Annotated in this window: 16 protein-coding genes; 2 read left to right on the forward strand and 14 right to left on the reverse strand. The window is 71.6% G+C overall.

Going from position 1 to position 19885, the window contains the following annotated elements; genetic code table 11:
- Positions 1-26: 26 nt before the first annotated feature.
- From ACYVK7_RS01475 to ACYVK7_RS01530, 12 genes are all read right to left on the reverse strand, one after another.
- Positions 27-1679, reverse strand: a complete 1653-nt coding sequence (locus tag ACYVK7_RS01475; RefSeq protein WP_460885898.1) for an outer membrane protein assembly factor BamB family protein — start codon at positions 1677-1679, stop codon at positions 27-29.
- Positions 1680-1711: 32 nt separating this feature from the next.
- Positions 1712-3388 carry an outer membrane protein assembly factor BamB family protein gene (locus ACYVK7_RS01480; protein WP_460885899.1) on the reverse strand — a complete coding sequence of 559 codons (1677 nt, stop codon included), beginning with the start codon at positions 3386-3388 and terminating at the stop codon, positions 1712-1714.
- A 265-nt stretch (positions 3389-3653) separates the two neighbouring features.
- Positions 3654-5435, reverse strand: a complete 1782-nt coding sequence (locus tag ACYVK7_RS01485; RefSeq protein ID WP_460885900.1) for an outer membrane protein assembly factor BamB family protein — start codon at positions 5433-5435, stop codon at positions 3654-3656.
- Positions 5432-6634 carry an ABC transporter permease gene (locus ACYVK7_RS01490; RefSeq protein ID WP_460885901.1) on the reverse strand — a complete coding sequence of 401 codons (1203 nt, stop codon included), beginning with the start codon at positions 6632-6634 and terminating at the stop codon, positions 5432-5434. Before ACYVK7_RS01490 ends, ACYVK7_RS01485 begins: the two co-directional genes overlap by 4 nt.
- A 74-nt stretch (positions 6635-6708) precedes the next feature.
- The gene (locus tag ACYVK7_RS01495) at positions 6709-7608 is read right to left on the reverse strand and encodes an ABC transporter ATP-binding protein (protein ID WP_460885902.1); all 900 of its coding nucleotides are present in this window, start codon (positions 7606-7608) and stop codon (positions 6709-6711) included.
- Between the two features lie 644 nt (positions 7609-8252).
- A complete protein-coding gene (locus tag ACYVK7_RS01500) occupies positions 8253-8723 on the reverse strand; it encodes a hypothetical protein (RefSeq protein WP_460885903.1) in 471 nt (156 codons plus the stop codon).
- Positions 8724-8931: 208 nt separating this feature from the next.
- On the reverse strand, positions 8932-9933 hold the full coding sequence (locus tag ACYVK7_RS01505; protein ID WP_460885970.1) for an ArsA family ATPase: 1002 nt from the start codon (positions 9931-9933) through the stop codon (positions 8932-8934).
- A complete protein-coding gene (locus ACYVK7_RS01510) occupies positions 9927-10208 on the reverse strand; it encodes a cory-CC-star protein (protein WP_357463877.1) in 282 nt (93 codons plus the stop codon). Before ACYVK7_RS01510 ends, ACYVK7_RS01505 begins: the two co-directional genes overlap by 7 nt.
- 3 nt (positions 10209-10211) lie before the next feature.
- Positions 10212-11912 (reverse strand): carbon starvation CstA family protein, encoded by a 1701-nt coding sequence (locus ACYVK7_RS01515; RefSeq protein ID WP_460885904.1) that lies wholly within the window; start codon positions 11910-11912, stop codon positions 10212-10214.
- A gap of 100 nt (positions 11913-12012) precedes the next feature.
- A complete protein-coding gene (locus tag ACYVK7_RS01520) occupies positions 12013-12720 on the reverse strand; it encodes a response regulator (protein ID WP_460885905.1) in 708 nt (235 codons plus the stop codon).
- A complete protein-coding gene (locus ACYVK7_RS01525; protein ID WP_460885906.1) occupies positions 12717-14240 on the reverse strand; it encodes a sensor histidine kinase in 1524 nt (507 codons plus the stop codon). Before ACYVK7_RS01525 ends, ACYVK7_RS01520 begins: the two co-directional genes overlap by 4 nt.
- A gap of 169 nt (positions 14241-14409) precedes the next feature.
- The gene (locus ACYVK7_RS01530; protein WP_460885907.1) at positions 14410-15567 is read right to left on the reverse strand and encodes a hypothetical protein; all 1158 of its coding nucleotides are present in this window, start codon (positions 15565-15567) and stop codon (positions 14410-14412) included.
- A gap of 286 nt (positions 15568-15853) precedes the next feature.
- On the opposite strand from ACYVK7_RS01530, the gene ACYVK7_RS01535 reads away from it, so the two are divergent.
- Positions 15854-16669: a hydrolase gene (locus ACYVK7_RS01535; RefSeq protein WP_460885908.1), complete on the forward strand. Its 816-nt coding sequence runs from the start codon at positions 15854-15856 to the stop codon at positions 16667-16669.
- A 61-nt stretch (positions 16670-16730) separates the two neighbouring features.
- Positions 16731-17549, forward strand: coding sequence for a CPBP family glutamic-type intramembrane protease (locus ACYVK7_RS01540; RefSeq protein ID WP_460885909.1), 819 nt, complete (start codon positions 16731-16733; stop codon positions 17547-17549).
- An 8-nt stretch (positions 17550-17557) separates the two neighbouring features.
- Here the strand turns inward: ACYVK7_RS01540 and ACYVK7_RS01545 are convergent, their stop codons facing one another.
- Positions 17558-18337 (reverse strand): DUF305 domain-containing protein, encoded by a 780-nt coding sequence (locus tag ACYVK7_RS01545; RefSeq protein ID WP_460885910.1) that lies wholly within the window; start codon positions 18335-18337, stop codon positions 17558-17560.
- A 156-nt stretch (positions 18338-18493) separates the two neighbouring features.
- Entirely contained in the window at positions 18494-19822 is a 1329-nt protein-coding gene (locus tag ACYVK7_RS01550; RefSeq protein ID WP_460885911.1) for an LVIVD repeat-containing protein, read from the reverse strand.
- Positions 19823-19885: the final 63 nt, after the last annotated feature.

A 19885-nucleotide genomic window follows, 5' to 3' on the forward strand; every position in this document is an offset into this window, starting at 1 on the left:
ACGTGAAACGAACGAGCCGCGGCCGCTCAGCCCAGCCCGCGCACACCGTCGGGGGCGATCTCCAGCAGGTTCCCGTCGACCGCGACCAGTCCGACGGCGAACGCCGCGTCGCCGACGTCGGTGGACGCCTCCTGCTCCCAGACCACCTCGCCGGAGAGCGGGTCGAGCGCCACCAGGCCGAGACCGCCTGATCCGCTCTGCGTGACCAGCAGCACGGACTGCCCGTCGGTGAAGCCCCGCATCACGTACAGGCCGTCGGTCCGTCCGTCGCCGCGGTCCGAACCGTTCCAGGTCCACAGCTCCTCGCCGGTCGTCAGGTCCAGCCCGTACACCGTCCCCGTGCCGGTCCCGATGACCGCCGTCGCAGCTACCTGCGCGAAGAACCCCTGGGCGCCCGTGGGCATCTCGGTCTCCCAGCGCGGCGTGCCGTCCGGTTCCAGCGCCCGCAGCCGCTCCCCGTCCACCGCCGTGAGGAGCGTGCCAGGCCCCGGCTCGTCCACGGTCCACGGCTCGAACACGTACCCGTCGAGCTCACGGTCCACCTTGCCCTCGGCCGTGTAGCGGGTGGTCCGCATCTCGCCTTCGTACCGGAACGCCAGGTACCCACCGGCGCGGAGGCTGTTCACCGCGCCCGTGCCCGGCTCGATGTCGAGGCCCAGTGCCACCCCCGTCGCCGTCACGGCGGCCTCGATGCCGCAGCCGTACAGCTGCACGAGCCGACCGGTGATGTGGGCGCTGAACGCGTCGGCGTCGATCATGTCGTCCAGGCCCGCCATGGCGTCCGACCCGTCCCACGAGCTGCCCGACCAGTTGTTGCAGTGGCCGGCCTCGGTGGTGCGGAACGGCACGGTGACGCTCCACCGTTCCTCGCCGGTCAGGGCGTCCTCGGCCCGGAGCTCGAGGTCACGGCCTGCCTCCACCGAACCGACGCACTCCCCGGTCGTCGTCGTGCAGTCGGCATCGCCGAGGCCGCCCACCGGCTCGGGTCCCACCCGCTTCGCCCGGAGCACCAGGCCGTCCGGGCCGGGGCGGGCGTGCCCGTGCCGGCGCTCGTCCGCCCCGGCAAGGGGCCGGCCGGCCGCGACCACACCGTCCGGACCGACCACCATGGCCTCCCGGTCCTCGGCCGGCCCGGACAAGCACACCAGGGTCGACGTGCTGACCTCGCTCCAGCCCGCTGCACCCGCCGGCCCGCAGTCCGGGTCGGCACCGAGCGGGGCCGTCCAGGCCACGCCGCCCGTGGCCGGGTCGAGCGCGACCAGCTCGCCGTCGGACACGAACGTGAGCAGGTCACCGACCAGCGCCACCTCGTTCTCCCGTCCTTCGCTGATCGCCCGGGCCGAACCGACGGGGCCCTCCCACGTCCACTTCTCCACGAGCGGCGACGACACGTCGACGATGCCCCCTGGCACGTCGCGCATCCGCTCCCTCCGGGCATCCTCCCGCAGGCCGTCGACGACGAACCCCGTGCCGAGTGCGACCGCGAGGAGCGCGGCGACCGGAGCGAGGACTCGCGCCCGGCCGCCCGGCCGGCCCGACGCCGCGGCACCCGCCTCGCCGTCCGGTGCCTCGCCGCCGTCCGTGCCGGAACCGGCGAGGGGTGCCTTGTGATCATCAGCAGCACCGTCGTCGACCAGGTCGAAGACGAACGCACCGCCCTGGTCCGGATCGCGTGCCATGCGGTCGAGGGTATGCCGGATGGCCTCCCCCTTCACCCGAGGCCACGGACTCCGACGTGGGTGATTTCCAGCAGGTGGCCGTCCACAGCGACCAGCTCGCCGACGATCCCCTGCTCGACGGGGCCGCCGTCCGTCGGCTCGGCCGGGGAGATCGCACCGTCACCGCGCCGGTCCCAGACCACGGCTCCGGACTCCGCGTCGAGCGCGACCAGGCTCCGTGCGCCACCCGTGTCGCTCTCGATCAGCAGCAGCACCGACTCCCCGTCGGTGAAGGCCTGCGCCACGTAGGCGCTGCCGAAGTACCCGCCGTCGCCCCCGGAGGCACCGTCCCAGGCCCACTTCTCCGCCCCCGTGGCGACGTCCAGGCCGCGCACGCCGCCCGCCCCGGTCGTGACCACGGCCGTCTCGCCCACCTGGGCGAGGAAGTCCTGGCCGCCCGACTGCAGCGAGATGTCCCACCGGGGTGCGCCGTCCGGTCCGTAGGCCCGCAGGCGCCGCGCGGGCTCGTCCACCCCGAACAGCAGCGTCGGCTCGGCCTCGTCGACGGCCCGGGGGACGAGCGGATAGCCGGCGATCTCGCCGACCACCTCGCCGTCGGCGGCGTGCACGGTGGCACGAGCCACGCCCTCGAAGGTCACCGCCGCGTACCGGCCCCCGCCGAGACTGGTGACGCCGCCCCTGCCCGGCTCGGCCTCCGTGCCGAGCACCGCCCCGTCCGGCGTGACGCCCGCCTGGATGCCGCAACCGTTCAGGTCGATGCGGTCGGGCAGCGGCCAGCCGCCGAAGGCGTCCGGCGCGATCTCTCCGCTGAACACCAGGCGGGTCTCCGAGCTGCCCCAGGATCCGCCGAAGGTACGGGCGCACTGCGTGGCGTCCGCCGCCCGGAACGGGAGCGTCACCTTCCAGCGCTCGGCGCCGGTCGCCGCGTCCTCGGCCCGGAGCACGAGGTCCCTGCCCCCTGTCACGACCCCGGTGCACTCGCCCTCGTCGGTGCACCGGACGCCTCGCACGTCGATCGCGGACAGTGATCCCACCCGTTCCGCACGCAGCACCGTCCCGTCCGGCCCGATGTGCGGTGAGCCGTGGCGGCGCACCTCCGCGTCGTCCAGGAGCCGCGGCGCGGCGGACACGCCCCGAGGTCCCACCACGACGGCCTCGCGCGCGGTGGCCGGGCCCCGCAGGCACACGAGTGCCGAGGTCGCCGGATCGCCCTGCGCGGGGGAGAGGGTGGGCCCGCAGCTCGCGTCGGCGCCGAGGGCGACCGTCCAGGCTTCCTCCCCCGTGGCCGGGTCCAGCGCCACCAGCTCGCCGTCGGACTCGAACGCCAGCACGTCGCCCAGCACCGCGACGTCGGTGGTGCCCCCGCCGAGACCGACGGTGCCGTGCCACGCCCACGTCTCCGCGAGGGGCGACGACACGTCGGCGACACCCCCCGGGACGTCGCGCATCTGCTCGATCCGCGCGTGATCCCGCACGCCCTCGACGGCGAGCCCTGTCCCGAGCACCACCGCCAGGACCGCCGCAGCCTGCGCGACCGCCCGCCACGTGCGTCCAGGGCTGCCCGACGCCGCAGGACCCGTGGCACCGTCCCCGGCGCCGGGATCCGGGGTGTCGTGCGGTCCGGCCGGTGTCGTCGGCGCAGCGGCGGCCGCGTCGTCGTCGACCAGGTCGAAGACGAACGCCTCACCCTCGTCCGGGTCGCGCGCCATGCGGCCGAGCGTAATCCCGGGCCCCGCGCGGTTCAGCCGGTCCGGCGGGACTCACCCCCCGACGCCGGAGCGGCCTGCAGCATGCCGTCCAGACTGCGGACGATCTTCCCTGCGGCATCCACCACGACGGTGGACGTTCCGCTCCCGCTCAGGGCGTAGCGGCCGGTACCGAGCTCGTTCACCCAGACGGGCAGCTGTACCCGGCCGCCTGGTCGAACTCCTCGGTGTCCGCCCCGCCGCCCGGCTTCCGGCCCAGGCCGGTGGCTCAGCCCAGACCCACCACACCCTGCTGCGTGATCTGTGCGAGGTGCCCGTCGACGCTGATGAGCTGGGTGTACGGCGTGTCCTGCGGGATCTCCCAGCGCACGGATCCGTCGTCGAGGTCCACGGCGAGCAGCCGCAGGCCGGGACTGCTGCCGCTCGGGTCGGCGGCCACCGGGAGCAGCAGCGTGTCGCCGTCCGTGTAGACACCGAAGATCGCCGCCTCCGCGGACCAGGCCAGGTCACCGAACGAGAGCACCTCGGGGTCGAGCGTCCAACGGTTCGCGCCCGTGCCGAGGTCGATGGCACGTACGGCACCCTCCTCGTCCACGACGACGGCGGTTCCGGACACGCGGGCCAGCAGCGACGTGGCACGGAGCTCGTCCGCCGACCAGAGCCGTGCCCCCGCGTCGCTCTCGTCGGTGGACCTGGCCTCGACGTGGACGCCGACCCGCTCGAGCAGCAGGCCGGGGTCACGGCCGTCGGTCGCCCAGGGCACCAGGACCTGACCGTCGAGCGCGAAGCCCGCCCCGTGCGGCAGGTGCACCCCGTCGGGCCTCTTCGCCTCGGTCGCCTTCGTGTCGGGGCCCACCCAGCCGCCGTCCGGCAGTGGTGCGAACGACGCCGTGTGCACGCCGTCGGCCGGCGGGTCCGTCGGGTCCTCCGGGTCGTCGAGCCGGGTGCCGTCGAGCAGGAACGCCGCCGAGACGCCGCAGCCCTGGACCTCCAGGACCTCGCCCTGCAGGTCCCAGCCCAGGGCGCCGACGATGTCGAGGACCGGTGCGGCGTTCTCGTCGTAGGTGACGCAGCTGTCGGGGCGCGGGGCGCCGAAGGCCACGGTCTCGCTCCAGCGCTCGGCACCCGTCGCGGCGTCCTCCACGCGGACCGTCAGGTCCGGTCCGGCGAAGTCCTTCGGAAGGTGCGGCGCACCCAGCTTGTCGACCACGACGGGGCGTCGCTCCTGGTCGCCGCCCGTGGGCTCCAGGTGGATCAGCCGCCCGCCCGCGACGGGCAGCACCAGGGCTTCCGAGTCGAGCTCGCGCGTACGCGCCGCGCCGTCCGCGTCGATGACCGTGACCGTCCGCGCGGTGCCGCCCGTGCCGTCGCCGTCGCCAGTGGCGGAGTACGCCACGCAGACCAGCGGGGCGGCTGCCCCCACCGGCGCCGGGCCGCCGGTCCCGAGCGGTGTCGTCGGGCCGCAGCGCTGGCCGTCCCCGACGTCGACCGTCCAGCGGACGTCGCCCGACGCCGGGTCGACGCCACGCACCTTCCCGTCACCGGCGACGGCGAGCACCCCCGGCATCTCCACGAGGGTCGAGGAGATCGGGTCGTCGAGGTCGATCGACCACTGCTCGACCGGCTTCTCCGCAAGGCTCCGCACGCCACCAGGGGTGGCGAGGAGCGCTCGCTCGCGCAGCTGCGCGTTCACCAGCACGCCGGCCGCCACCGCCAGCACGACCACCGACGCCGTGCCCCCGACCAGCAGCATCTTGCCGCGACGGGTGGTGGGCAGCCGTCGCCGGACCGCTGCCCCACCGCGCCGCGCGGCTCGCCCTGCAGCGGCTCGGGCGTCCGCGACCGCGAGCGCGACCCGCCCGGCTTCACGGGGAGCCGGCTCGGCAGCCTGGTCCGGCTCGGTGGCCGGCTCCTCGGGGTCGCGGTCGGCGCCGTCCGGGTCGGCGCCGTCGGAGACACCGGGAACCTCGTCGATCAGGTCGAAGGTGTGCACCTTCGACGGCTCAGGGCTCCCGGGCGCGGCGTCGTCGTGCTGGGTGCGTTCGGTCACGCCCCGAGGGTAGTGCCCCGGTCCGCGGCCAGAGCCGACTTCCAGGTCACCCGGCCGCCGGTCTGCATGAGCGACCCGCGATAGGCCCGCTCGGCCAGGAGCACGGCCCCGAGGGTGGCCACCACGAGGACGAGGAGCGACACGAGCGGCTCCCACCAGAGCGCGTCGCCGCCCAGCACCCGCACGGGCATCGAGACGATGGACGCCGGCGGGATGTACGACAGGACGCGTTCCAGCATGCCGTCGGCGGAGAACGTCACCACGTACACACCCATGAGCAGCATCATCAGGGGGCTGGTCGTGTACTGGAGGTCCTCGGTGCGCGACGCGAGCGAGCCCGCGACCGCGTACAGGGCGGCGACCGCGACGAACCCCACGGTGAAGAAGACGACGAACCAGAGCATGGTGGTGGTCATCGCGGGCAGGATCGCCGACAGGTCGGTGAACGAGGCCCCGATGAGCCCGACGGCGGCGAGCAGCACATTCTGTCCCAGCGCGATCACCGAGCTGCCGATGATCTTGCCCGCCAGCAGCTGACGCAGGGGCACGGCGGTCGCGATGATCTCGACCAGCCGGGACTGCTTCTCCTCGATCACGCTGCCCGCGATCATCGCGCCCGAGCCGACGGCCCCCATGAAGAACAGGAACGCGAGCACGAACCCGGCCACGAACACGATCTGCGGATCCACCGGGTTGCCGTCGAGCCGTACGGTCTCGACCTCGCTGCCCGCGGTGAGGGCGTCCGTCGTGGTTCCCGCGTCGGCCGCGCGGTCGGCGAGGACCTGGTCGCGCACCGTGGTCTCGATCAGCTGGGTGAGCTCCATGTCGGGCTCGCGCCAGCCGGACAGGGTCCAGCCGTCGGCCCCGGAAGTGGCGGCGGAGCTCAGCCAGGCGTCGGCGGTCTCCTCGTCGAGGGCTTCCTCTGCCGCGGCGGCGGAGTCCACGCGCACCACGCTCAGCTCGATGTTCCGATCGTCCGACGCCGACTCCACGGCCGCCGACTCCAGAGCGGTCCGGGCCGGCTCGTCGCCCGAGACGACCGCTACGTCGAACGACTGGGTGCGGCCGTCCAGGTAGGCGGTGAAGCCGATCAGGCCGCCGATCATGGCGACCGTGACCGCGAGGCCGATCAGGAATCCCTTGTTGAGCGCGCGGACCACGATCTCGCGGGTCGCCACGACCATCCAGGCGTTGCTCACACCATCGACCTTTCGGCTCGTTCCAGCGGCCCGGTCCAGGACGCGAGCCTTGTCCCCAGCGGCGCGCCGCCCGCTCATGCGGTCACCTCGCGGTAGATCTGGGCCAGCGTCGGCCGCACGGGCGTGAACTCCTTGACGGCGCCGCGTTCGAGGGCCGCGGACAGGAGGCGGCCGGCCGCCGCGTCGTCGGGCACCTCGACCAGCGCGGTCGGGCCGTCCACGTCCACCGCCAGGACACCCGGCACACCGCGGACGAAACCCGCGTCGCCCGAGAGCACCAGCCGGTGCCGCGTCACGCCCTGCGCCCGCAGCCCGTCGGGCGTTCCGTTCGCGAGGACCTTGCCGCCGCCGAGGATGACCAGCCGCTCGCACAGCCGCTCCACGAGGTCGAGCTGGTGCGAGCTGAAGAGCACCGGCACACCGCGCCGGGTGTGCTCCCGCAGCAGGTCCACCATGGCGTCGACGGCCGCGGGGTCCAGGCCGCTGAACGGCTCGTCCAGCACGAGGGCCTTCGGCTGGCCCATGATGGCCGCGACGATCTGTACGCGCTGCTGGTTGCCCAGCGACAGCTTCTCCACGTGCTCCTTCGACCGGTCCGCGAGCCCCAGCCGGTCCAGGTGCTCGAGCACCTCGCGCCGGGCGGCCGGTGCGGCGATCCCGCGCAGCCGGGCCAGGTAGACGAGCTGCTCGAGCACGGGCTGCTTCGGGTAGAGGCCGCGTTCCTCCGGCATGTAGCCGAACTCCCGGCGGTCGTTCCGGGTCACCGGTGACCCGTCGAACCGCACCTCGCCGCTCGTGATCGCCAGCACGCCCATGATCATGCGCATGGTCGTCGTCTTGCCGGCGCCGTTGCCACCCACGAACCCCGTGAGCAGGCCCGACGAGGCCGTGAAGGACACCCCGTCCACCGCTCGGCGGGGCACGCCGCTCGTCGAGAACACGCGGGTCAGGTCCCGCACCTCCAGATCGCTCATGGCAGCACGCTATGGGTCCGGTGTCCGCCGCGGGATCCGCCGCAAGGTGGACCTTCCTCCGCCTCGTGGATGGCCTGTGCGGGCCATCCACGCAGGTGATCGGCAAAATGTCAGAAGATCGGCATTTCGAGTTGCCGATCTCGTGACATTCTGCCGACCACAGTTGTGCGCACCACATCTGACCTGGTATTACACGCCCCGGTTGCCGATGGTGTTCTGCCACGTATTGTCCCATCCGGAACGCCGCGAGAACGAGAGCGGCGTTGAAAGGTTCGACAGCCCTTCCCGGGAAATGCGCGACGCCCTCCCGGGCGTGTTTCGCGGCTCGGTGCACCACGGCCGGGACGGCGCGACACAGGGGCCACGACGCAGTATCTGAACCCGCAGGGGGAGCTCAACGTGCGCAAGCGTTTGATCGTCACAGGCACAGCCGCAGCCATGGTGCTGACGGCGGGAATCGTGGGTGCCGTCGCAGTGCAGCCAGGACAGGACCAGGACCGGGAGACCACAGCCGCGCCGGCCGAGCCCGACGTGTCGCTGGGCCTGCCGCCCATGATGGTGAAGCGCGACCCGACGACCGGCCCGGGTGAGAAGGGCACGGTCGACGTGCGCTCGAACCCGGAGCCGCAGGGCAACCTCTTCACCTACACGCCGCCGCCGGCGTCGACGTACACCCCCAAGCACATGGCGAACCCGAGCGCTGACCAGCCGGGCAGCAGCTTCACGATGACGCCGCCGCCGACGGTCGACTTCGGTGGGGGATCCTGGCCCAGCACGCCCAGCACGCCCACGAGGCCTTCGGACGGGACGACCGTGCGGCCGACGATGCCGCCTACCCAGGGGCCGACCACCCCGCCGTCGCAGTCGCCCGAGCCGACGCCCACACCCACGCCCACGCCCACGCCCACGCCGGAGCCCACTCCGACGCCGACGCCCACCCCGGAGCCGACGCCGACCGACCCGCCGTCGGAGGAGCCCACGACCCCGCCGTCGCAGGAGCCGACCGACCCGCCGCCGGCCGAGCCGAGCGCCGAGCCGTCGGAAGAGCCCTCGACCGAGCCTTCTCCGGACCCGTCGACGGACCCTTCGACGCAGCCTTCTCCCGAGCCTTCCACCGAACCGTCTGAATAGTCCGTTTTATCGAGCGCCGCTCCACAGAAAGAAGCGGGCCCTTTTGCCGAGGGTCCGCTTCTCTGTGCTTTCCCTCCCTTTCCGGGAGAGGCTTATCTCGCGATGCGATGCCCGATTTGCCGGAAAGCACGACCCGGCAATGTCACCGATCGGCGACATGCGTCATGAATGACAGCGGTCGATGACACCCTGCTACCGCAGGGCTGCCCCGAACTGCTCCAGTCCCGCGACACCCGTGACCTCACCGGGCAGCAGCTCGCACTCGATGCGCGGCAGGTCACCCAGCTCGGCGTCCAGCACGGCCAGCCATTCGTCCTCGTGCGCGCGCCGGGCCGCGAGCAGCCCGCCCGCGCCGTCGGGCGAGCGCTTGTTCACCACCAGCCCACCCACCGGGACCCCCAGCTTCCGCAGGGTCCCGGCGAGCTCGACGGTCTCCAGCACCGGCAGCCGCTCCGCGGCCAGCACCAGGAGGAACGACGTCGTCCCGGGATCGGTGAGCACCGACCGCAGGCGTTCGAAACGCTCCCGGCGCCGCAGCAGCGTGCGCCGGATCTCGCTGTCCCGCTCCGCCTTCGGGTCGCGCACACCGAGTCCGGAGAGCGCGCCCGAGAACTTGTCGGCCCGGTCACGCCGCCGCAGGAGGCCCTCGGTCCAGGCGGACATCGTCTCGGGCAGCGCCATGAGCCGGGCGGTGTGTCCCGACGGCGCGGTGTCGAACACGACGAGGTCGTAGCCGGCGAGCCCGGTCTCCACGGCGTCGGCGATCCGTTCGAGCACCGCCGCCTCGTGCGTTCCCGGAGCGTCCCTGGCGAGGTCGAGGTGCCGGTCGACCTCCTTGGCGAGGTGATCAGGCATCAGACGGCGCAGCGTGGACCCGACCTGGGCCAGATGTGCGTCGGTCGTGCGCCGAGGGTCGATCTCGACCCCGTCGAGCAGCCCCGCCGCGCCGTTCGGACCCGCGCCGTTCGACGGGCCGGAGTCCGCCTCGACCCGCCACAGCGGCACGACGGCGTCGCCGACGTCCCGCTGCCACAGATGACCCAGGTTGTGCGCGGGGTCGGTCGAGACGACCAGCACCCGTCGCCCGGACTGTGCCTGCGCGAGTGCCAGGGCGGACGCCGTCGTGGTCTTGCCCACGCCGCCCTTGCCGCCGAGGAACAGGACCCGCCGGCCGCGTATGACGTCGGTCAGCAGCACGACACGTCCTCCAGCGGTGATCGGTCCATGCCCATCCGGGTGTGCCACTCGTGCACACGCTCGTAGACGAGCGGCAGCAGCTCCGCCGTGTAGTACGACGCCGGGTTGGGCACTCCGAGGGCCTCGCTCAGGACGAGCAGCATGAAGAGGTCGTCCTCGTCACGCTGGGCCCGCGCGAACGTGCGGCGGTAGGGCGCCACGTAGAACTCACGCAGCCCCTCGGAGACAGCGCTCAGCCGCCGGCGGGCGGTGCCGAACCGGCGGCTGAGCACAGGTCAGCCCTCGACGCTCGCGACGGGCTTGTTGTCCGCGTCGTCCTCGTCGATCACCCCGCCACGGGCCTTGCCCATGGCGATGAACGCCTCCAGCGCCACCCAGAGGGAGGCGATGAGGATGATGACGTCGAGCACCAGCAGCATCCAGTTCTGCTCGGCGTAGAACGTGCCGAGCTGGAGCACCAGCGCGTAGATCGACATGACCATGACCACGGCGAGCGGGATCACGACCGGCAGCGGGTTGATCTTCTTGCGCAGCAGGATCACGGCGATCACCGACAGCGTCAGGGACGCCAGCAGCTGGTTCGTGGTACCGAACAGCGGCCAGATCAGCATGCCGCCCTCGCCGTCGGCGCCGAGGCTGAACACCAGACCGACGGCCACGACGAGCGCGATCACCGTACCGAGGATGCCGCCGACCTTGACCTTCGCGAGCTCGCCGGCCTCCTGGACCACGAAGCGCAGCAGACGCACCCCCGTGTCCATGGTGGTCGCGGCGAACAGGACGGCCATGGTGGCGAGGATCGTGGCCGACAGGCCAAGGGGGATACCGAGGCCCGCGTTGAGGATGTTGCCGCCGCCCTGGACGAACGCGGCAACACCGCCCTCGTTGAACGCGGTGTAGACGGCTTCCCAGTCGGCGAGCGTCCGGTAGCCGGCCGTGGCCGCGATGATCGCGCCGAGAGCCAGCAGACCCTCACCCACCGCGCCGAAGTAGCCGACGAACCGGGAGTCCGTCTCCTTGTCGAGCTGCTTCGACGACGTGCCGGAGGACACCATGCCGTGGAAGCCCGAGATGGCGCCACAGGCGATCGTCACGAACAGCAGCGGGACCAGCGGCGGTGTGCCCTCCGGGACGTTCTGGTTGATCGCGGGAGCGACGATCGCCGGGGCCGACAGCAGCACGGAGCCGAACAGGATGCCGAGGCCGATGAACAGCTGGACGCCGTTGATGTAGTCGCGCGGCTGCAGCAGCACCCACACCGGCAGCAGGGACGCGATCCCCGCGTAGACGAACAGCGCCACGATCCAGAAGGTCGCCGGCGACATGCCGAGGATCGGGTCGGGCAGGACGATCGGGTTGGCGTCACCGACGATGATCAGCGTGTACAGCGCCACGACACCGATGATGGTGGTGACCAGCAGGTTGATCTTCCAGCGGTAGATCATCTGGCCGATCACGAGGGCGACGAGGATCGCGCCCCACACCGGGATGACCGCCGTCGGCGTGCCGATCAGCAGGTTCTTGATCACCACGGCGAACGCGGCCACGACCATGAGCAGCAGGAGGAAGATCACCACGAGGAACAGGGCACGGCCACGGCGGCCGATGTACTTGCCTGACAGCATGCCCATCGACTGGCCCTTGTGGCGCTGCGACGCCCAGAGGGCACCCATGTCGTGCATGCCTGCGAAGAAGATGGTGCCGATGGTCACCCACAGCACAGCGGGCAGCCAGCCCCAGATCACGGCGACGGCGGGGCCGACGATCGGTGCGGCGCCCGCGACGGAGGTGAAGTGGTGGCCCCAGAGCACGAACTTGTTGGTGGGGACGTAGTCCACACCGTCGTTCAGCTCGTGCGCGGGGGTCTTGAACGCGGGGTCGAGCCGGAAAACCTTCTTACCGAGGAATTTTGAGTACAGCAGGTATCCGGCGAGCATCAGTGCAATACCGATGACGGCCAGGACGAGGGAGTTCACGGGGGCCTCCAGGGTCATCGTCGACGGGGGACCGGCACACCATACTAGTTTCGATGGTTACCTATACAGAGGGTTGACCGATCAGGCCGTCTCACCCGTCTCACACCAGCCCGGCCCGGTGGGCGAGGACCACCGCCTGGACCCGGTCCCGCAGGTGCAGCTTGGACAGCACGTTCGAGACGTGGGTCTTCACGGTCGCCTCGCCGAGGTACAGGGTCGCGGCGATCTCCGCGTTCGACAGGCCGGTACCCACCAGCTCCAGCACCTCGCGCTCCCGTGGCGTGAGGAGCAGGAGACCGGCAGGCGTCTCGACCACCGGCCGCAGGCTGGTGGCGGCAGCAGCGGGCTCGGCCTGCCGGAGCGCACCGGGGTCGCCCTGGGCCGGCCGCTCGCCCGCCACCATCTGTTCGATGACCCGCCGCGTGATCTGCGGCGCGAGCAGCGCGTGCCCGGCCGCCACCGTCCGTACGGCCTCGACGAGATGCTCCGCGTCCGAGTTCTTCAGCAGGAACCCGGACGCCCCGGCCGCGAGCCCGTCGAACACGTACTCGTCATGGTCGAACGTGGTGAGCACCAGCACCTTCGCCAGGTCCTCCGCGACGATCCGGCGCGTGGCCTCGATACCGTCCATGACCGGCATCTGCACGTCCATGAGCACGATGTCGGGGCGCAGCTCCCGCGTCAGCTCGATCGCAGACGCGCCGTCGGGAGCCTCGCCGACCACCTCGAAGTCGTCCTCCACCGAGAGGATGAGGCTGAAGCCCGAGCGCACGAGCGCCTGGTCGTCGGCCAGCAGCACGCGGATCATGCGTCCTCCTCCGAGCCTGTGGTCGCGGCCTGCGTGGCGGTGTCCGGGGACGGCCGGACGCCGGATCCCGGCGCGGGCAGCGGCAGCCGCATCCGGACCCGGAACCCTCCGGTCGCCCGGGTGCCGATCTCGACCACGCCCTGGTGCGTCGCCGCACGCTCCCGGATCCCGAGCAGCCCCAGCCCGGAACCGGAGGTTCCGCGGCGCGGCCGCCCGTCATCGAGCACCTCCACCTCGGCGTACCCGTGCGCGAACCGGTCGCCCTCCGACGTCGTGGCGTCACGGACCACGCGGAGCGTGACCGTCGCGGACCGCGCCGTCGAGTGCTTGCGCACGTTCGCCATCGCCTCCTGGGCGGTGCGGTAGAGGCTCAGCCCCATCGGATCAGGCACGTCGGCCACGACGCCCGGTGGTTCCTCGACCTGGTGGAACGTGGTGTCCAGACCGTCGTGGTCGGCCGCGGTCAGGGCAGGGAGGTCGGCGATCCCGGGCTCGGGCGCCCGGGACGCGCCGTCGGCCCCTGGCGCGTCCGTGGCTCCGCCGTCAGGGACCGAACGGAGCGTCCCCACCAGGTTCCGCATCTGCGCCACGCCCTCGCGCGACTCGCGCTCGATGGTGACGAGCGCCTCGGCGGCCAGGGCCGGGTCGCGGTCGAGCACCCGGCGAGCGGCCGCCGCCTGGATCCCGATCACCGACACGTGGTGCGCGACGACGTCGTGCAGCTCCCGCGCGATCCGCACCCGTTCCGCCACGATGGCCTGGTTCGTCAGCGCGGCCGCCTGCTTCTCGATGGTGACCGCCTGGTCGGCGAGCTGCCGCCGGCGCCGGGCAGCGTTCCACTGCATCTGGCCCGCCACCACCGCGCCCCCGAAGAACGCGATGTTCATGATGAGCTGGTAGACGGCGTTCGCGAGGTAGGGCTCGAGGAGGCCCGGCCAGTCCGCACGGGTGGGGAACTCCTCGAGCAGCGTCTCCATGCCCTGCTGCACCGCGAACATCCAGATGAGCCACGTGAACATCATCAGCACGCAGAGGCTGACCACCACGAGCATCGCCCGCCGGTCCCGCGCCCACGCCACGGCGGTGAACAGCGACACGAAGTAGAGGATCTGCATCGGCATCAGCACGGTGATCGCGCTGATGGTCAGGCCGAGCGCGAGCCAGATGCCGTACACGAGCACGAGGGAGACCAGGGGGTAGCGGCGGCGCCAGGCCAGCGGCAGCATGCTGGCCACGCCGAGCAGCATGATGAGCCACAGCGGCTCCCGGGCCCCCTCGAAGAGACCCATGCTGCGGCCCAGCTCCACGGAGACCGCCGCGAACACCGCGAACCCGGCGCCCAGCAGCAGGTCCTTGCGGTAGGCGTCCCTGCCCGCAGGCACCCGCTCCCAGTCGGAGTCCACGCCGAACCAGTCGAGCAGGCGTGCCATGCGCCCCGCGGTGCGGGGGGCGTCGGGGCCGACGGCGGGCTGCTCGCCGTCTCGTTGCCGGACGTCGGGCCGGGGTGGGGCGTGGACCATGCCCTCAGGGTAGGAACTCCGGGGCGTGCCCGCTTCCGCCTGAAGGTGGAGCCGGCGAACCCGAGTGCGGTACGAGACCGGGCCCGTGTCGGACTGCGGCACTGACTCGCCGTACCGGTACGGCGAGTCAGTACCGCAGGACATCTCGGGGGCCACGGGCCGTGGCGGGTCAGCAGATGTTGCGTGCGCCGTTCCCGCTCAGGTTCCAGGTGGTGTTCTCCCCGCACGGCGACTCGCGCACGGAGGTGTTGTCCACACGGAGCGCGATGTGGATGTTCCGGTTGTTGGGGAACTCGGAACGTGCGGCGAGCCGCACCTCGCCGCCCCCGTTGACCGTGCCGCCCGCGATCGTGATGTCCGAGCAGTTCTCGATGAGGACCGAGTTGTTGCCGTTGTTCGCCAGGTCGACCGAGTTGATCCGTGCGCCGCGCGAGTTGGACACGCAGAACACGCCCCGGCCGCCGCCCCGCGACCGCACGTGGTCCACCGTGACGTTCGGCCCGTTCTCGTTGGCCATGCGGAAGGTGGCGTAACCGGTGCCCGTGCCGACGTTCTCACCGTCGACCGTGCCGATGACGGCGTCGCTCGTCCCCTGGATCAGAAGCCCCGACTCGCCGACGTCCCGCGCGGTGAGCGTGCCGATCCGCAGGCCGTCGATGTGCCAGGTCTCGATCGCGTGGCCGGGCATGCCGGAGGCGTAGACCGAGTCGATGCGCACGTTCGAGCTGCCGGGCAGGTCGCGCTCGAACCGGATACCGATGCCGCCGGTCATCCGCAGGTCGATCTGGCCGAGATGCAGGTCGTCGACGTCGGCGAAGCGCAGACCGAAGTACGGTGCTCCGGTCATGTTCAGGGTGGGGATGGACACGTCCCGGACCCCGATGGCCTGGATGGCGCCCCGGCCCGCGACGTAGCCGGTGTCGAGGGTTCCGCAGACCTCGAACGCCGTGTGGCTCGGCAGATCGATCGTGTTGTCGCCGATCCAGGCGCTGGCCATGACCGACACCTTCTCCTGGCTGGTCCGGTTCGGGTCGAGCGCGCCGATCGCCTCCCAGATCGCGGTGATGTAGTACTCGCCCTGGTAAACGGTCTGCCCGTGATAGGTGGCGGTGAATCCCGACGCCTGGCTCCCCGTGACCAGGGCGTCGGCACCGTCACCGCAGGCGGCGGCACGTGCGACGGCGGCCGTGCCCGCCGCCGGGCTGGTCGGCGCCGGGCTGGTCGGCGCCGCGGCGACACCCGGCGCGGCGAGCAGGGAGACGACTACCGACAGTGCTGCGGCACCGGCGGCGAGAAGCCGGTGGCGACGCTGTGACGTTGGTGCCATGGTCACTCCTCCGTGAGATCCGGCCCTACAACGTTGTAGAGCCACGTGGCCACGAGCGTAGGGACCGCGAGCCCACGGCACCAGGCCGACCGGCGTTCCGAAACGATTCACCCCGCGGCACGCCGGTGCGGCGCGCCGCGAGGACCCGCGAGCCGGGCGGGCCGGCTCCCGCGAACGAGCGGCCCGGACACCGGCAGCATTCGCGACGGGACGAAAATGCTGGACACGGTTCGCACCGAGGCGCATGGTGACGAGACATCGGATCGAACGAAGGGGACCCGTCGACATGACGTTCTGGATCTGCCGCACGTGCGGCGTGGAGCACGAGTCCCGCCCGGACGTCTGCGCCATCTGCGCCGACGAACGCCAGTGGGTGCCGGCCGACGGCCAGGTCTGGACCACGCTCGCGGAGCTCGCGGCCGAGGGGCAGAGCATCGCCGTCGAGGAGCTCGAGCCCGACCTGTTCGCCATCGACACCGTGCCCGACGTCGGCATCGGTCCCACCGCGAAGATCGTGCGGACCGCGGCGGGCAACCTCATGTTCGACGTGCCCGGGTACGTCGACGACGCCGCCGTCGCCGCCGTCCGCGGCCTGGGCGGGCTCGCGTACATCGTGGCCAGCCACCCTCACATGTACGGGGTTCAGGTCGAGTGGAGCCGCCGGCTCGGCGGCGTGCCGATCCTGATCAGCGAGCCCGACGCGAGCTGGCTCGCCCGCTCCGACGACGCCGTCGAGCTGTGGAAGGGCGACCGCGAGATCCTCCCTGGTGTGACGCTGAGCCAGCCGGGCGGGCACTTCCCGGGTTCGTCGGTCGCGCACTGGGCGTCCGGCGCCTCGGGCAAGGGAGTGCTGCTGAGCGGCGACACGATCTTCGCGAACCCTGACCGGACGTCGGTCTCGTTCATGCGCAGCTATCCGAACCGGATCCCGCTGTCCGGACCAGTGGTCCAGCGGGTGGCGCACCACGTGGCACGGTTCGCGTTCGACCGGCTCTACAACAACTTTCGCGGTGTCATCCCGTCCGACGCCCGAGAGATCGTGCTGCGTTCCGCGGACCGGCACGCGGCCTGGACGAGCGGTGCCAACGATCACCTGACGTGACGCGCCCGGGCGCACCGCACGGCTCCACACCGCCGGGCCGGGATGTGGGAGCCTCGTCCCCGTGAACCTCTCCCTGCCTGCCTCGCTGGTCGGCCCAGCGCGCCTCACCGCCGCCTTTCTCGTCTCGGCGTCGGCGATCCTGCTCTTCGCCATCCACATCCGGCCGGTCGCCTACGTGCCGCTGGTGCTGGGCATCGCACTGGGCCTGTGGGCCGACCGGGCGCTCGGCCGCGACCTCGCACTGATCGGCGTCGGCATGGGGATCATCTCGTTGATCTCGCTGGAGGCGGACCTGTCCGACGCCGGCATGCTGCGCTTCACGCTCGCGCTCGGCGGGTCGGTGCTGGTGCCCTGGGCGCTGTCCCGGTTCGTGCTGCGGCAGGACACCATCCAGTTCCCGGTGCTGACCGGGCGCCGCTGGACCCGCGGGCAGTGGGTCTACCTCGCCGCCGTCGTCGCGCTCGGGTACGTGCTGCTGCCGTTCTACTTCCTGGGCTCCGGCGCGTACCTCAACTGGCCGGACCTCGAGGGGTCGCAGGACATCTGGCGGCTGTTCGTCGGTGTGAACGCCGTCGGCATCTGGGACGAGCTGTTCTTCATCTGCGTGGCGTTCGCCCTGCTGTGCAAGCACTTCCCGATGTGGCAGGCCAACGTGCTGCAGGCCATGATCTTCGTGTCGTTCCTGTGGGAGCTCGGCTACCGCGAGTGGGGTCCGCTGCTCACCATCCCGTTCGCGCTCGTCCAGGGCTGGATCTTCGCCAAGTTCAAGTCGCTCAGCTACGTCGTGGCCGTGCACCTGCTGTTCGACGCCGTCGTGTTCGCCGTGCTGGTGCACGGGCACCACCCGGAGCTGTTCGACATCTTCGTGACGGCGCCCTGAGCTTCCCGCTACGAACCCGAGCCGTCGTTGGACCCCGGCCCCCCGATGGCGGCCAGCACATCGCGGATCTCCTCCACCTCGACACGGCTCGCGTCGGCCTCTGACTGCGCGAGCGCCTTTGCCTCGGCGTCCTTGCCCTCGGCGATCTGCTCGTCGGCCGGCTGCAGCCCGCCGTAGTGGTGCTCGACGAGCGCGGACAACAGCGCGATGTCGAACTCCGAGCCGTCGAGCGACGCGATCGCGTCGACCTGCTCGTCGGTGAGCATGCCGTGGTTACCGCCCTCGTGCGAGTGCGCGCTGGCCCCGGCGCGGGGCCCGCTGCCGTTGTCGGGCAGCTCGGTGTCGAGGCCGTCCGCCGCGAGTGCTAGCGCCTCCCGGCCCGCGGCCGGGACCGCGATCTCGCGTTCCTCGAGCCACGCGGCGAGCTCGCGGACGCGCCCGGCCGAGGCCTCGCCCATCGTGACGGACAGCGCGAGCACCGCATCGTCGGTCGACCGCCCCGGCGCGAGCGCGGCGAGCTGCACCGCCTGCGCGTTGTGCTCGATCGCCACCGCCGCGTAGGCCGAGTCGGCGGCGGAGTACCCGGCCGCCTCCTGCTTGGCCGGGACCAGCACGCCGAGCCACAACAGCAGGGCCAGCACGACCGCGAGCCCTCCGGCGAGCACGGCACCCATGATCCGGAGTCGCCGCCCCAGCCCGTAGGCCGACGGCGTAGCGGCAGCCTCCTGGTCCGGCGCGTCGCCCGACGGCGGGGTCGTGTCGTCGGTCGTGGCGTCCCGGGTTGTCATGGAGGGGAGATTCCCATACTTCGGCGAGGGAGCGCCAGGCCCGGACCTGCCGCCGGCCGGCCGGGACCGTCCACCGGACGCTCCCGCCGGCGCAGCAGCGAGGGCCGCACCCGACCCGTGGGGTGAGTGCGGCCCTCGCTGCTACGGCACCGCTGATCAGCCGCGGAACGGCTCCTGCATCTGCGGGTTGAGCGACTTCTGCCGCACCTTCTCGGCCGGCCCGTCGATCGAGTCGTCGATGTCGAACGTGTCGAACCCGATGCCGAGGTCGTTCGAGTAGGCGTACCCGTTGTAGTAGTACGTGGACCAGGTGCCGCCGCTGCTCACGCCCTCGCCACGGTCGAACCAGGCGACCTCGCGCGGGTTGCTGGAGTCGGTGAAGTCGAACACCGAGACGCCGCCCTGGTACCAGGACTGGACCATCAGGTCCTTGCCCTTGACCGGGATCAGCGAACCGTTGTGCGCCACACAGTTCTCCGCGGCGGTGTTGATCCTGGGGATCTTGTAGTAGGACGCGAACTCGAGCTCGGTCTTGCCGTGGCGCGAGCGCTCGATGTCGTAGATCCCGTTGGCGCCCAGCTCCGGTGCGAACTCGTCGGTGCAGGTCGCCAGACCGCCTCCACCGAGCTCGTCGGTGAAGACCACCTTGGTGGCGTCGTTGTTGAACGTCGCCGAGTGCCAGAACGCGAAGTTCTCCGTGTCGCGCACCTGGCTGATCACGCGGGGACGCTCGCGGTCCTTGATGTCCATCAGGATGCCGTCGCCCATGCAGGCACCCGCGGCAAGGTCGTACTTCACGTAGGTGGTGATGTCGTGGCAGCCGCTCGTGGTGGAGGCACGACGATCCGGGTCACCCTCGTAGCCGCCGTCCGGGAACAGGTTCGGCGTGGCGACCAGCTCGGCCGAGGCCGGGTTCTTCACCGGGATCTTCACGATCGAGATGCTGTCGTGCGGGGGCTGGCAGTCCGGGTAGGTGGCGCTCGGCGAGTACGACGACACGTACGCGTAGACCGTCCGGCCGTTCTTCGACGGGGCCAGGGAGTGCGTGTGCGAACCGCAGCTCGTCTCGACGGACTGGACGTACTCCGGCTCCAGCGGGTTGGAGATGTCCCAGACCTTGATGCCCTCCCAGGCTTCCTTGTTGGTTGCTGCAAGCGACGTCGACTCGCACGAGTCGTCGCTGCGCGAGGAGTCCGTCGACAGCACGAGGACGTTCTTGTAGACGGAGATGTCGTTCTGCGCGCCGGGGCAGGAGACCTGCACCACCTGCTCGGGGTTCTCCTTGTCCGACAGGTCGTAGACGGTGAAGCCGTCGTAGTTGCCGGCGAACGCGTACTTGCCCTGGAACGCGATGTCCGAGCCGGTGCCCTGCAGCGCACCGTTCTTGGGCTGGTTGCTCAGGTGGGTCATGTTGGAGGACGCGGTCTCGCCGGGCGGGACGTCCGGCTCGGCGGCCGATGCCGCGACGGGACCCGCGAGTGCCACGGCCGCCGCAGCGAAGAACGCTGTGAGGGCGACGCCAGTGGCACCCCGAGCGCGAGATCGAGT

Source organism: Promicromonospora xylanilytica, from assembly GCF_054782895.1.